The following is a 13,549-nucleotide window of genomic DNA, read 5'->3' on the forward strand; positions in this document are numbered from 1 at the left end:
CGATCGCGCACGGCCGGACAGTTGCGGTTTTGCTCGCAGGGCTGCGGTAAGCGAGCGTCGCAGCTCACCTAGCTCTGGGCTCTCCCGACGCCGTGTCGCCGCCCGTTTCCCGGCTGCTTACCTGCTCCCGGTCTCTGTGTCCCCTGGTGCCGCCTTCTCGACCGCCGTATTCCCTATCCGTGACCGCTACCAGCGTCGTTGGACTGGTCACGGCGAGGCCGTCCAACGCATCCCGCCACGGAGCGGAGTACAGGCACCGCGCCACCAGCCGCCGTGCCCACTCCAGAGGGACGGCCTGCGCCAACGCGGTGAGTATCCGCGCCTGGCGAACGGGACTGCCAATGTCGGCGACCAGTTCCTCGGCCTCCCGGTGAGCACCGGTGGAAATCAGGGCTGTTCCGGCATGGACGAGGATGCGGTCGCGGTCGGGCGGGTCTGGCAGGGCACGGCCGATCTCCGCAGCCTCTGTGAGGAGGGAGCGCGCCCTCGTGTGGTCACCGCAAGCCGTGAGAGCCTTACCGACGTCGGTAAGGCTCTCGGCGCGGTCCTCTGGGGCGGGGAGCTTTCGGCCTTCGGTCTCGGCCTCGGCGAGCAGGCGGGCGGCTCGCTCTCTGTGTTCGCAGGCGGCGAAGCCCTCGGCAACGAGTGCCAGACGCCAGGCGCGATTGCCGATGTCCCCGAGTCCCCGAGCCTCCATCTCGCACCCGGCGAGTACTGATGCGCCTTGAGCATGGTGCCCCTGGACGCCTAGCTCCTTGCCTACGCGGTCGAGCGCCGGGTTCCCGTACTCTCCGGGGAACTCGATCGAGCGAGCCAATATTTCGGCCCGTTTGCCTGCGCCTGCGGTCACCAAGGCGACGGCGATGTTGTCTAGTTCGTACGCGCGGTGGGTCGGATCAACAAGGCGTGCAGCAGCCTCAGCCGCCTCCTCCAGGACAGCCACGGCACGCGGGCTGCCGGAGCAGGCGGCCGCCGCCCGGCCCAGGCACATGAGCAACCGGACGCTACACAGCGGATTGGTCAGGGAACCGAGCACGGCTTCGGCTCGCGTTGACGCCCCCACCTCGACCAGGGCTCTGCCCAGCCGCAGGCCTTCCCACTCCCAGTCAGGATGGTTGGTATTAGCGCTAACGAGGGTCTCCGCCTGGTCGAGGAGGGCAAGAGCCCGGCCGCGCCATCCAGCCGCCTCCAGGGCACCTGCCAGGTGGATCAGTTGGTTGGCATGGCTCAGCGGAGTAACGGCGTTATGCGCCAAAGCCTCGATCTCCTCAGCCAGAGATTGCGCCTTGGCCTGACGCCCATCGGTGATCAGTGCCTTCGCTACCGAGGCGAGTGCACGAGCCCGGTGCATCGGGTCGTTGAGCGAACGGGCCAGCTCTTCGGCTCGCGCCGTCTTTCCTCGTTCCGCCAGGTCCGTACTGACGAAGGCCAGTAATTGTTCCTTCTCCGCTATGTCGCGGGCGATGTCCTCAGCCCGGTCGACAAACCCGGCGGCGCACAGGACGATGCCGATCACCATCAGGTCCCAGTCCCGTCTATTTTCCTCGCCTACTTGGCCCGACCGCGTGAGAGATTCGGCCCTGGCCAACAGCTCGCCGACCCGTTCGCGCTGTTCCGGGCGGTCCCGCAGAGTCCAAGCGACATGGAGGGGAGAGGCTGACTCGGAAAGAAGACCAGTGTCCCAGGCCGGCGTTTGGCTTCTTAATCCTGTCTCCTCGGTGCGCTTGAGGTCACTCAGGGTATGGAGTACCCGCTGCGCTCGGGCGAGGATGTCGATGCGCACCGATTCCTCGGGGAAGGCCTCGGTGCGGGCCAGGGTGACGGCCTCGGTAAGTGCCGCCCGTGTCCGATTCAGGTCGCCGGTCTCCTGCCAGCCCTCCGCCATGGTCACGAGCGCCTCTGACCGATGGGATGGGACCATCAGGGTGGTGGCCTGGTCTGCTGCTTCCCGCAGCACGGCTTCGGCTTCCCGGGGCCCGACCGGCCACCATGCCCGCGCCACGGCGACCCAGGCCCGGACCCGCTCCGTTGGGTCGAGCTCGGTGCGTGCGCTCTCCACCGCGTCGGCGAACATCTTTTCGGCTTCCTCCCCCGCACCCGCGTCGGCCATTGCCTGCGCCGCCGCGGTTAACGCCTCAGCACGCCGGATAGGGTGGACCAGGCTCTGAGCCAGGGCTTCTGCCCGCCGAGGCTGTCCCAGCGCGACCCACACCGCTGGCAGACCGATCGGCAAGCACTCGTTGCGTGCGTGCAGCGCATCGCGCCGGACGGCCAGTCTGAACAAGGCCGTGAGATCTGGTGCGTCCACTTGGGCCAAGGTGTGCTGGACCGAGCGGATCTCGGTCAGAGCTGCCGAGTCGCCGCCGGTCAGGTCGCGTATCCGGTCGTGTCGAGCGGAGTCGGCAGCGAGGACGGCCATTCGGGCCACGTCGGCGGTGGCGCGCAGCAGGGAGAAATAACCACGAAGTAGGTATTCCGGTGTGTCCGGCGGCCATTGCGCGGACGCGTATGTGTCGGCCCAGGCGTGGATACGGTCCCGGTAGGCTTCCAGTTCTTTCGGTCCGAGCATCCGTACCGCGTGTTCTCGCAGTTCCTCGTGCCCTAGGACGAAGACCACAGGCAGTTCTCCCGGCCGCGAATGGCTTTCCCGTGTCCGGAAGGTGCGCCCCGCCCTGCTGCGTAGTATCTCCTCCACTTCGTACGGGATGAGGTCGGTCAGCTCGGCCAGCTCCGCGCTGCCAAGACCGCCGCCCGAGGCGGTGAGCAGGCCAAGCAGTTCGCGCTCGGCCCCCGAACTCGCCAGCAGGTGCTTCAGTTCGCGCTGTGCCTCCGCCCGGATCACCTGTGCGAACGGAGAGCGGTCCAGGCGGCGGACAATGCCGGGGTCGCGTAGTGGGTGGTGTTCCGGTACGTCGGCCGGTATGGGCGGGTGGGGTCTGCCGGCCACGATCACCCGCAGTTCGGCAGGCGGCCGGGCGGGCAAGAGTGCGGCGATGCTGTAGGCATCCGGCCCGGTGGTCACCCCCCGGTCCTCATCCAGACCGTCGACCAACAGCACCAGACGCTCACCGCGCCGCTGACATTGATGGGCCGCCTCGTTCAGCAGCCGCAGAAGGTGCGCCTCTCGGGTCGAGGGTGTCAAGAAGGCCGCTGGCCCCTCGCCGAGTAGCTCACCGAGTTGTTCCAGTACGACGTCCGTGAAGGCGACCCGGTCGTTCTGCGCTGCGAACCGGGCCGTGACGAAGAACGGCACAATCTGCACCTTTTGGGGCGGATGTTGGGCGAACCAAGACATCAATGCGGTCTTCCCGGCCCACGCTTCGGCCTGCCACCACACGTACGGGCCGCCCGCGCCCGCGGTGCAGAAAGCAGCCAGCTCGCGGAGCTCCGTCTCGCGGCCCACCAGCACCTCCGGGGCGATCCGCCGGACCTGCTCGTCATACCCGGAGCGCGGCGCCGGCTGTATACCGACCTGTACGTCCCCGTATACGATGCCGCTGTTGGCCACCGCGCCGGTCCGTGCCTCGGCCGCGCCCGTCCGGGACGTCCTAAGCGATGCCACCCGGCCGTTCGGCTGTGCCACCGCGGCCTGCTTGTCGCGCGGCGACACTGCCCGCTGCTCGTGGTTCGTCACAGTCTTGACCTGCCTGCCGTACCGGTGGCCGCCGCCGGCGTGCCTCTCTCCGGCGCGACGGAACTGGCGCTCATTTCCTCCCAGCCAAGCAGTGTGTCGGTGAGAGCCTGGAGCGTCTCGGGAGCACATCGGGCGAGGATATCGAGCAGATTGCTCCAGTTGCCTAGGATCAGCGCGCGTGCCAGGAGCCGTCGTCGTTGGACGGGCTCAACGAACGGCGCCAGGTTCGCCAGGACGCGGGCACGCAAGCCAGGAAGCGGGATGCGCTCCGCCAGGTCCAGAGCGGTGGTGAGGTCGCCCGCCGTAGTCACTGCCTCCGCCAGACGGCTCAGGCCCACGGACTGCTCATACCTGTCGGTCAGTGAGCAGACGAACTCACAGGACTGGTGGGCCCACACCGCCGCCAGGCCCGGCTCGCCCGACTTTGCCGCCGCCGTCACCAGGGCGGCCATTGCCTGCGCCCGGTAGATCGGATCGGTGATGTCGCGCGCGAGAGCCTCGGCCGCGTCGAAGCGGCGGCTCCAGGCCAGTGCCTCCGCCGCGTGCCACGCCACCGGGTCCCTGCGGGACTGGCTGCCCGAGCATGTTCTGGCCAGATCCCGCAGAGAGCAGGCCAGTACGTCGGCTCGGTGCCGGGCCCCGCCGACGGCGGCCGCTCGGGTGAGTGCGGCGAACAGCCGGGCCCGGTCCTCCGGCGGGCCCGGGAACTCGTCGAGTAGCCTGTCGGCCCGGTAGAACGCGCCGTGCGTGATCGCTGCGTGCGCCAGCGCGCTTGCGGCCTCGCCGCGTTCCTTCTCGTTGCCGATGCCCCGCACGAGCGCCTCGGCCCGGTCGAATTCTCCCCGCTCGGAGTGCACCCGTACCAGTTCCTGTTGGGTCCACTCCCTATACACGGGCACGGTGATCGTCCGTGCGAGCGACTCCGCCCGGTCCGCCTCTCCCGTCGCCGCCAGCGCTCTGGCCCACGACATCTGCGCCTTCGCCCGCCAGTACGGCGAGACGGTGGCACCGACGAGGTTGGCGAGGGCGCCGGTCAAGCGCGCCGCTCCCTCCCGGTCGCCGACGAGCCCAGTCGCCCTCGCCAGCGCGGCCAGCGCCCCTGCCCGAAGAGCGGGCTGGATGCCGTCACGGCAGAAGCGCTCGGCGACTGCGGCAAGCGCAGCTGCCCGGTCGTGATCCCCGCGATCGAGCAACACCTTCGCCATCAGGACCACCACCTCCGCGTGTTGATACGGGTCCGTGATAGCGCGCGCCAGCGCCTCGGCACGCGCGTCGTTGCCCGCCAGCGCCGCCGCCCCCGCTGCGGCTACCAGGAGCACGTCGTTGTCCGCTCCTTCGTCTCCGCTGCCGGGCCTCGCTGGGGAGACAGCGGAGCCAGGCTCCGTCGACACACCAGCCACGGCTTCCAAGGCCAGTGCCAGCCTGGCGGCGCGTTCCCGGTCGGCGCACAAGGTCAACGCCTCCACCGCCGCCTGGGCCAGAGAATGTAGCGATACCGCGTCTTTCCAGCAGGGGTGGGCGGGAACGGCAGCCGCCTTCGCGATCAGGTCCACCAGCCGTGCGGCACGTGGCGCGTCAGCCCCAGCGACCACTGCCTCGGTGAGCGGGCCGATGACCTCCAGGGCCCACATAGGCGGTCGGGCCCACCGGCTCAACTCCGTGGCAGCCTCACGAAGCGCTGTGCCGTGCCTGCCTATGCGAGCTGCGGCGGCCGCCGCCAGCATCTTTTCGATGCGAGCCCGCCGTCGGGCCGAGCGCACCGTACCGGCGAGAACCTCCAAGTGTTTCAGGACGGTGGTCACACGCTCTGGCTCCTGCGAGTCGGCCGCCCCCTCCAGATCGCTCCTGCACCAGGAGTCGATACTGGTGAGGGCCAGTTCCTCAATGGCATCGGCCATTTCACCGGCCCGCCCACGGTCCCCTCCCGCGGCCGCCGCCCGTGCCCTCGCGGCCAGGACCAAGGGCTTTTCTCTGTCGGGAGCCCACGCAAGGACGGTGTCCATGGCCCGGTCCAAGGCGGCGGGACGTTCACGATCGCCAGCGGCGCCCGCCGCCTCCGCAACGGCAGCCATCCGGCGCGCCCGCCAACAGGCCCCATCGCTGCCGCCGTCGAGACCTTGGATGGCGTCCGCCAGGCGGGCCGCCCGTGCCCGGTCGCCCGCGAACCCCACCGTCGTGGCGATCTCCGCCAGCGCGGCACTGACCGAGTCCGGGTCGTCGATTCCACGGGCTAGCGCCTCAGCCCGGTCCGGCTGCCCGACAGCGGCCCAGACAGCAGGCAAACGCCTCGGATAATCGTTGCGATCCACGAGCCGTTCCCGGTGGGCAGCGAGCACAGCTAGCGAAACGAGATCGGGATCCTCGGACGCCAGGACGAGCGCCTGGGCAGCACCGATCTCGGCGAGCGCGTCGGCGTCACCTCCGGTGAAGTCGCGTAACCGGTCGTGGCGAGCACAGTCGGTGGCATAGGCAACCGCACGAGGCAGGTCGGCGGTAGCACGCAGCAGCCGGGCATATCCGCGCAGTAGGTACTCCGGTGTGGCAGGTGGCCAGCCTCGGTCGCAGTAGGTCCCGGCCCACGCATGCAGCCGCCCCCGGTAGCCGGACAGCCTGTCCCGGCCGAGCATAATGAGCGCCGTCTTCTGGAGTTCCTCGTGGCCGAGGACGTACATCTCGGAGGTGTCCGTCCCCGGCTCGGCCGCCAATCGTGCGCGACCTGCGCGGGCGGTGAACGTCCGGCCGACGACCGCCCGGAGGTGCTGGGCCACCTCCCAGGCGTCGCAGCCGGTCAGTTCAGCCAGATCTGACTTGCTCAGGCCGCCCCCCGCGGCGGTCACCAGACCCAGTAGGTCTCGTTCCTCCGGCGTGCCACGCAGCAGCCGCACCAACTCCCGTTCGCAGTCGGCCCGGACCGCCGCAGCGTGCGGGGACCCGCACAGAGGGCGGACGATTCCGGGGTCGCGTAGTGGGTGGTGTTCCGGTACGTCGGCCGGTATGGGTGGGTGAGGTCTGCCGGCCACAATCACCCGCAGACCGGCAGGCGGCCGGGCGGGCAGGAGTGCGGCAATGCTGTAGGCATCCGGCCCGGTGGTGACCCCGCGGTCCTCATCCAGACCATCGACCAACAGCACCAGACGCTCACCGCGCCGCTGACATAGATGGGCCGCCTGCTCCAGCATGGCGAGCAGATGCCCCTCGCGGGTGGCTTCGGCGAGGTTGGCGGGTGTCGGCTGCCCGAGGAGTGCGGCGAGCTGCTCGCCGACGACCTCTATGAAGGCGACCCGGTCGCTCTGACCAGCGAAGCGCGCGGTGATGAAGAAAGGCACGATCCTTACCGACTGCGGCGGGTGGAGTGCGAACCAGGCCATCAACGCGGTCTTCCCTGCCCAGGCGGGCGCCCGCCACCAGGCGTAAGGGGCGCGGTCCGGCGCCGTGCAGAACGCGGCCAGTTCGTTCAGTTCCGCCTGGCGACCAGCCAGTTCGGGGGGCGCGATGCGCAGCACCTGCTGCCGATACCCGCTGCGAGCAGCAGCCGGGGCATGCACGGCCACGTCACCATGCACGACGCCACTGACCGCTACCCCACCCGACATGGCGTGGGCCTCTCCGCTGCCGGTGACAGCTACCGCCGACCGTTGCGGCCATCCGCGTGCCTTCACCGGGGCTCCGTTCGCCTCACCTGTGTGCTTCCTCTCGCCGGTCGGACGATCCCATAGCTCCGAGACCCGCCTGCAGGGGCGGATACGTGGTCTGAGTCGGGCCCCGGTCAGGTCAGGCGGACGCCGCTTGTGGCGTCTCCGCCCCCCGTGGCGTCGGCCGGGCCGGTACGTTCCACTTCGACCGTCCCCAGATCACTGCCCGTTCCGCCAGCAGCCGGAGCTGTGAGACCGGAAACTGCAATGCCTCCCGCTCCAGCCCGTGCCTCGCCGGTGTCCGTAACCCGCAGCCCGCGTGAACGGGGCGCGGGCAAACCCGCCCAGACGGCGACGCCGAGCGCCGCCACCGCCACCAGCGCCGAGACCACTGTGGCCACCTGACCCGCCTCATCCCCCTGGAGCAGGAGGAAGGCTACTCCCAGGCCCGCCACCGCTAAACAGGTCACCGCTAGGACGATCCGCCGTGTGTTCATCCCTCCATCTTCACGGCAACCGCCGCGGAGCGGCAGGACTTCGCCCAGAACGGTCCACCCTTCGGCCTGTGCGCCTCCAACGGGCGAGGAACGGTGGCACCGCTCAACGCTTTGCGGCGCAGTTCGAGCCGTGGTGCACGGCCGCCTGAGTCCCCTTCCGCGCCGTCTCCGAAGAGCAGGCCTTGGAGACCAAGCAGTACGCCTATGGGAATGCCCGGTTCTTCGACGAGCTTCCCGGTGACAAGCAGCTGGAAGTCACCGAAATCCGCAAGACATGGACATCGACGCCTGGTCCCGTCTCCTGATCGGGGCCTTCGGCCCGTACGACTCCGTTCGGATGAGCGGCGGCACCCGGGCGGGCGCCGCCGCTCGTCGTTAATGCCGGGGCGGGGTCAGGGCCGGCGCCTGCGGCGGGTGGTGAGATCGGGGACGGAGGCGTGGGCCGCCACCTGCCGTTCCAGGGCCGCCTTGGTCTCCTTGAGCTTGCTGTTCTCGATCTCCAGGACGTGGACGATCCGGGCCAGGAGCTGCGCCTGTCCGCGCAGATCGTCGCGTTCAGTCCGGACGCGGGCCAGGTCCTGCTGCTGCTTGGCCGCACGGGCCCGCGCTGAATCGGGCAGCGCTTCGGGGACGGGGGTGCGGGCCTTGACCAGGGCGTAGAACAGGTCCTTGAGGCCGGTGTGCTTGTGGGTGAGCTTGTTGCGGCGCAGGCCGGCTTCGGTGGCCAGGGAGACGACCGTCAGCTTGCCGTTGGAGTGCAGCGGGGCGCCGATCAGCAGGCGCACCATGGCGTTGGTGATGGCTCTGATCTCCGCAGCATCCTCGGTGTCGGCGTGGCCCTGGGAGCGGGCGAGGGCCTCGCCGACGAGCTGGGCCAGCGCTGCGCCGTCGCGCGTGCCGGGCGCGGTCACGACGGGGGTGTTCATCGGCGCTCCATGGGTTCGGTATCGGCCGGCTGCTGGGCGTCGTGGCGGCGGATGATGGCGATGAGGTGGTCCTTGCGCTGCTGTCCGCGGGCGGCGATGGGGTAGGGGTCGAGGCCGGCGTCGGCGTCCGCGTCGATCCGCGCGACCTCGGTGCGCAGAGCGGTGATCTGGCTGTCGGTGCGGCTGATGTTCGCGCATGCCGGGTGGCAGCGAGAGTGGTCGGGGGTGCTGCGGCCGCCGTCGCGCGCCCGGTCGCGGTCGGGGTTGCACAGCGCGGTGAACGCGTCGTGGTTGCAGGTCAGGAACGCCTTGGGGTCCTCGTAGACCTGGAGTCGGGGGTTGGCGACCAGCGCGCGCAGTTCGCGTCGTCCCAGGTAGGTCCCGGCGTAGCGGTCGGAGAACTCGACGGCCGCGGCGCGGGAGCGGTCGGCGGCCGGGCCACTGACCTTCTCGCCGGCGGCGAGGCGTTCGCCGGCCTCGGTGAGGGTCTCGGCCAGGGCCAGGCCCTTCTCCTGGTCCAGGACCTCGAGCATGTCGGCCTTCGAGCGGCCTAATGGTGGAGTCGGGTATCGGAACTGTCCGAATGCCTTGCCGCTGGACGCCGCCAGGGACCCAGACGACGCCTCTTGGCCGTGGTAGCCCCGAGGTAGGAAGCGGTCCCTGGCGGGATGGCCGAGGAAGCTGTGGATCCGAGGACTCAGCCCGTTGGATTCCTCCCTTGGTCTTCGGGTGACCTGTCCAGGCGACTGGCTGCATCTTGAAGACGATCCGCAGCTTCTGCGAGCGTCAAGCCCGTGTGTCGGCATTGCGCTGCGACGAGTTCAAGGGCGAGAGGGAGATTGCCAGCAAGCTGACAGATCCGCAGGGCCGCATCGGGCTCAGCACGAATGGCCTCGTCACCCAGGCGGTCCCCCAGTAGTTCCATCGCTTCCCGATCCGACAGCAGACGAAGGACAGTGACGTGGCTGTTGTTCGGCAGTTCGGCGATGGACCTGCGCCGAGTCGTGATCAGAATCGGGCACGGGAGGTCCAAGCGTTCAAGCATCCTCATGGTCTCGGCTTCGGCATCGTCGATGACGAGGAGCGTTTTCCGGCCCAGTGCCGTCGCGAGTTGAATCCGATAACGGTCCGAGTCAACCGGCTGATCGCACCAATCGGGTGCCCAGGTGTGGACAACGCTGCGGTGGGTCTGCTCGAAGAGACCAGCAACCGCTGTGGCCAGCACCGTCTTGCCAACTCCAGGGCTTCCTGCGATGACGTAGAAGCGCCGCTTCCGCCCTGACTGTTCATCACTGACCAGTTGGCTGTAAAGAGATTCCAGCTGCGCAGAGCGTCCGACAATACGACGTGATCGCCGTGACACGGGCCTCGTGGTGGGGAGTAGTTCAGCCACCTGCGGAGGCTGGCTGTTGTTTCGCTGCCGCCGGCGGAGCGACCACCGCATGCGTGGCAGATAGACCACGTAGCCAAGAGCAGTGATCAGTTTGCTGAGCTTCCCGGGAACCTCAGCGAGCTCTGCGCTCCACTCCTCCGCGTACCGGTCGGCCATGGACGCGTCACCCAGCGAGCGTGCTGTCCAGCGGGCCAAGCGATTAGCGAGCCAAGGGCACCAGTCCCCGAGTTCCGTCAACACCAGCGGAAGAAGAATGGCCGTGAGGATGAAAGCGATAGTCCCTCCGCTCACAGTCCTCCCTCCCAACCAGGCCGCAACGCAGGATTGGCCGAGCGTCCTGCGGCACGGCTCCGCTTTGACGCGAGAAGGGTTCTCGCCTCTCCCAAGCAGTCTGGGTGAAGGCGGTAGAACCGACGCCGAGGCCCTCGGCTGTCGGCGTCGCCTCCCTCCCATTCGCTCGTAACCCAGCCACAATCTTCCAGGCGCATCAAAATCGGGAATACGCTTCCCGTCGGACGCCCGATCTGCTTTGCGATCTTCAGGCCGTAGAGGTGATCGTCACCGGTCATGAGGACCTCGATCACGTCCAGGGTCGCTTCTGTGATCCTGAAGGGATAACCCATGGCGCAACTCTAGCTATGTAGAGATGGCGCCGCAATGGCACCCCTCCTCCAGGGACCAGGCGCCTCAGGGCGATACTCAATCTTGGTGCCGTGGCTGTTGCCGTGAGCTGCGACGGCTGACGTCGGCGGCGTAGGCGGCCCAGTCCCCAGCTGATGCTTGCTGCCATTGGACGGCGACTTTGATGTGGACGCCGAGCATCCGGGCGAGGATCGCGGCGGGGAGTTCGGTCGCGAGGGTGAACAGGGCGGTGGATCGATCCTGTTTGGGTCGGATACCGATCTTGTGGAGGCGAATGCCGAGTTGGCTGTTGGTGAGGGGGCGCCCTGGGTGCCCTCCTGGGAACAGCCAGGGGACGTCGTCCGGGGTTCCGATCTTGGCCTTGCCGCGGCGGGTCGCGATGAGCTCGCGGACCAGGCTGGCCAGCGGCGTTGGGAGAGCGACCGGCGAGGTGCCGAACGTGATCGTCACGGTGTTGTCGTCGATGTGAACGTCGGCGGCGGTGAGTTGGCTGATGGTGGCGATCTTCTGTGCGTAGAGGATCAGCAGCAGGCCGGCGACGCGGTCCGGGGTGGGCAGTGTGTCGTCGTTGAGGAGGCGCCGGGCGTCGGCCCAGCGTTTCTCGCTGTCGATGGTGCCCTGTGGGCCGGTCCAGCGGACGGTGCCGTAGGTGAGTTCGCGGGCATGCCGGTGCTGTACCGACCAGCGTACGAAGTGGCCTGTCTCGTCGCGGTAGCTGGCCGTGGCATTGGCCATCCACCGTTCCAGGTCCGGCTGGGTGCAGGTTCCCAACGTGAGCTCTTCGCCGGTGAGCCAAGTGAGGAAGTTATCGGCTGCAGTGACGTGGCAGCGCACGTTGAGATCTTGGAGTCGAGTCGTGTGGTCTTCGCCGAGGCGTCTCCGGAGTCGGCGCATGTGGTGCCAGACCGCATAGCCGTGCAGGATCCGGCGCTCGGCGAGATCGGTGCGGGCCTGGACGGTCTCGGTGATCCATCTCTCCAGGGCGATGAGCCGTTCGTCGCGGGGCGGGAGGGTGCCGGTCGCGACCAGGACACTGCGCAGGTGGGCTAGCACTTTGCCCGGGGGCAGTTCGTCGAGGACCTCGTGGGTGACGGGCCGCTCGTCGCGTCCTATGTGCTCCAGGAGATCGCGTGCTTTTGAGCGCGAGACCCAGGCGATGGCGACGTCGGGGCGCTCGGCACTTGTCAATGCTTTGTGGAACGGGGCGAGTTCAGGGCGGAGGGCTCCGGTGGCGTCACCGAGGAGGTCGCGTACTTGCTGGTCGAGGACGCATCGCTGACAGGGGCGGGGGCTGAGCTGCCAGGTGGTGGTGCAGACCGGGCAGCGGCCCCAGAAGTCGGGGTCGGGGTTGGTGCACTTTGCGCACAACGGCGCCTCCCAGGTGCCGCTGCGGGCCTGGGCGACGGAGTCGCAGCCGCTGCAGGTCACCCATCGGTGCTGGCAGCGTTCGCACCACGGCTGGCCGGTGGCCCGGGACATCTCGCAGGCCGCCATTCGTCCGCAGATGCCGCACTCTGCGGTGGTCCTTGGGCGGCAGTTGTTGCAGCGGGGGCCGTCGGGCAGTCGGGTCGCGACGGGCATGCGTCGGCGGCAGCCGACGCACTCCTCCAGGTTCGAGGGCTGTCTGATCATGCAGTTCGGACACAACGGCCGGCCCTCAGAGTCGCGGGTGGCGGGCTCGCGCACGGCGCCGCAGCCGGAGCAGGGGACGGCCGCGTGGCGGGCAAAGCAGGCCCGGCAGATCCTCTTGCCCTCCAACAGTTTGGACAGCGCCTTCACTCCGTGGCAGCGCGGGCAGGCAGGCCGGACCACCTTGGTTGCCCCGGCCTCGACGAGCTCGCAGGGCAGCAGGGGTGGGAGCGTCGTAACCGGCCCCGGTCAGCAGCTCGGGGCGGGCGACGATGGCCCAGGCCAGGCGTCGCTGCCCGGCGGGCCGGACGGTGGCGCGGCCGAGCGCCGCCAGGACTGCGTCGGTGTTGAGGGCGGGATCGAGGTTCGTGATCAGCTCGGTGAGTTCCCGGAGCGCATCGCCGTCGGTGTCGGGGCAGTTCTGACAGCGGGGCTCGCCGTTGCGGTCCCGGCTGGTGACGCGTCGTTCTTCGTGGCAGCCCGAGCAGACGGCCGGCTTGTCGAAGCAGGGCGAGCATCCCCACCGTCCGCCGGTGCTGCTGCCGACGTAGCGGCATGCGCGTCCGCACTCGCCGCAGCGGGGCAGTGCGACGTCCTGGGCTCCGGCGTCGTGGAGGGCCATCAGCAGTTTGGCGACGCAGTAGGGCGCCGGTGGTTGTCCGGTCCTCAGCAACGACGGGTCGTCGTGCAGGGCCTGGGCGAGACTGCGGCGGCCTGCTCGCGCGCGTACGACCGCGAGGACGATGTCGCGGATGCGCTCGGCGGGCAGGTGCTTTTCGACGTTGCCGACCAGGCGCACGACCAGGCCGACTGGATCCGCAAGGACCTCGTCGGCGAGACCGGTCACCGGTCGACTCCGGTGATCCGGGCCCTCCGGGGACGCAGGTCTCCGACTCCTTCGGAGACTGAAGTCCCGCCTGCGGCAGCCTTCTTCGGCTTCGTTGCGGAGCCGGCCACGGCGATGGGCTCGATGAGGTCGTCCATGGTGCAGTCGAGGATGTCGAGCAGGGCCATGAGGATCTTCAGGCTGAGGCGCTCGGGCCGCTCGACGACGAGCCGGTAGACCTGGCTCGACGACAGTGTGATGCCGCGTTCCTTCAGCGGTGGGATGAGGTCGGTGGTGGAGAACATCCCGCGGTCCGCCATGACCTTGCGCAGGTGCCAGTGGTAGTCGAGCTTGGCGGCCATCATCGGGT

The 13,549-nt window shown here is 68.9% G+C and carries 10 protein-coding genes; 1 reads left to right on the forward strand and 9 read right to left on the reverse strand.

The annotated features are described in order from the left end of the window. Positions 1–64: 64 nt before the first annotated feature. Together ACZ56U_RS38895 and ACZ56U_RS38900 are read right to left on the reverse strand one after the other, a co-directional pair. Positions 65–3,634, reverse strand: a complete 3,570-nt coding sequence (locus tag ACZ56U_RS38895; protein ID WP_469088662.1) for a hypothetical protein — start codon at positions 3,632–3,634, stop codon at positions 65–67. Next, complete coding sequence (locus tag ACZ56U_RS38900; protein WP_469088663.1) at positions 3,631–7,185, reverse strand: hypothetical protein; 3,555 nt, start codon at positions 7,183–7,185, stop codon at positions 3,631–3,633. The genes ACZ56U_RS38895 and ACZ56U_RS38900 overlap by 4 nt, the downstream gene beginning before the upstream one ends. A 760-nt stretch (positions 7,186–7,945) precedes the next feature. On the opposite strand from ACZ56U_RS38900, the gene ACZ56U_RS38905 reads away from it, so the two are divergent. Further along, on the forward strand, positions 7,946–8,068 hold the full coding sequence (locus tag ACZ56U_RS38905) for a hypothetical protein (RefSeq protein ID WP_469088664.1): 123 nt from the start codon (positions 7,946–7,948) through the stop codon (positions 8,066–8,068). Positions 8,069–8,155: 87 nt separating this feature from the next. Here the strand turns inward: ACZ56U_RS38905 and ACZ56U_RS38910 are convergent, their stop codons facing one another. The 7 genes from ACZ56U_RS38910 to ACZ56U_RS38940 all read right to left on the reverse strand — a co-directional run bounded on the left by ACZ56U_RS38910 (position 8,156) and on the right by ACZ56U_RS38940 (position 13,544). Then, on the reverse strand, positions 8,156–8,689 hold the full coding sequence (locus ACZ56U_RS38910; protein ID WP_469088665.1) for a hypothetical protein: 534 nt from the start codon (positions 8,687–8,689) through the stop codon (positions 8,156–8,158). Next, positions 8,686–9,222, reverse strand: coding sequence for a hypothetical protein (locus ACZ56U_RS38915; protein WP_469088666.1), 537 nt, complete (start codon positions 9,220–9,222; stop codon positions 8,686–8,688). Before ACZ56U_RS38915 ends, ACZ56U_RS38910 begins: the two co-directional genes overlap by 4 nt. 164 nt (positions 9,223–9,386) lie before the next feature. Further along, the gene (locus ACZ56U_RS38920) at positions 9,387–10,238 is read right to left on the reverse strand and encodes an AAA family ATPase (protein ID WP_469088667.1); all 852 of its coding nucleotides are present in this window, start codon (positions 10,236–10,238) and stop codon (positions 9,387–9,389) included. A gap of 131 nt (positions 10,239–10,369) precedes the next feature. Then, on the reverse strand, positions 10,370–10,705 hold the full coding sequence (locus ACZ56U_RS38925; RefSeq protein WP_469088668.1) for a PadR family transcriptional regulator: 336 nt from the start codon (positions 10,703–10,705) through the stop codon (positions 10,370–10,372). A gap of 76 nt (positions 10,706–10,781) precedes the next feature. Further along, entirely contained in the window at positions 10,782–12,356 is a 1,575-nt protein-coding gene (locus ACZ56U_RS38930; protein ID WP_469088669.1) for a hypothetical protein, read from the reverse strand. Between the two features lie 25 nt (positions 12,357–12,381). Further along, entirely contained in the window at positions 12,382–13,200 is an 819-nt protein-coding gene (locus tag ACZ56U_RS38935; protein WP_469088670.1) for a hypothetical protein, read from the reverse strand. After that, positions 13,197–13,544 carry a helix-turn-helix domain-containing protein gene (locus ACZ56U_RS38940; RefSeq protein WP_469088671.1) on the reverse strand — a complete coding sequence of 116 codons (348 nt, stop codon included), beginning with the start codon at positions 13,542–13,544 and terminating at the stop codon, positions 13,197–13,199. Before ACZ56U_RS38940 ends, ACZ56U_RS38935 begins: the two co-directional genes overlap by 4 nt. Positions 13,545–13,549: the final 5 nt, after the last annotated feature.

This window comes from Streptomyces sp. NPDC034103 (assembly GCF_055575395.1).

Bases quoted from the DNA above. Each gene is read 5' to 3' on its own strand.
- ACZ56U_RS38910 (WP_469088665.1), bottom strand. From the start codon at position 8,689: ATGAACACCCCCGTCGTGACCGCGCCCGGCACGCGCGACGGCGCAGCG.
- ACZ56U_RS38915 (WP_469088666.1), bottom strand. From the start codon at position 9,222: ATGCTCGAGGTCCTGGACCAGGAGAAGGGCCTGGCCCTGGCCGAGACC.
- ACZ56U_RS38920 (WP_469088667.1), bottom strand. From the start codon at position 10,238: ATGGCCGACCGGTACGCGGAGGAGTGGAGCGCAGAGCTCGCTGAGGTT.
- ACZ56U_RS38925 (WP_469088668.1), bottom strand. From the start codon at position 10,705: ATGGGTTATCCCTTCAGGATCACAGAAGCGACCCTGGACGTGATCGAG.
- ACZ56U_RS38930 (WP_469088669.1), bottom strand. From the start codon at position 12,356: ATGATCAGACAGCCCTCGAACCTGGAGGAGTGCGTCGGCTGCCGCCGA.
- ACZ56U_RS38940 (WP_469088671.1), bottom strand. From the start codon at position 13,544: ATGATGGCCGCCAAGCTCGACTACCACTGGCACCTGCGCAAGGTCATG.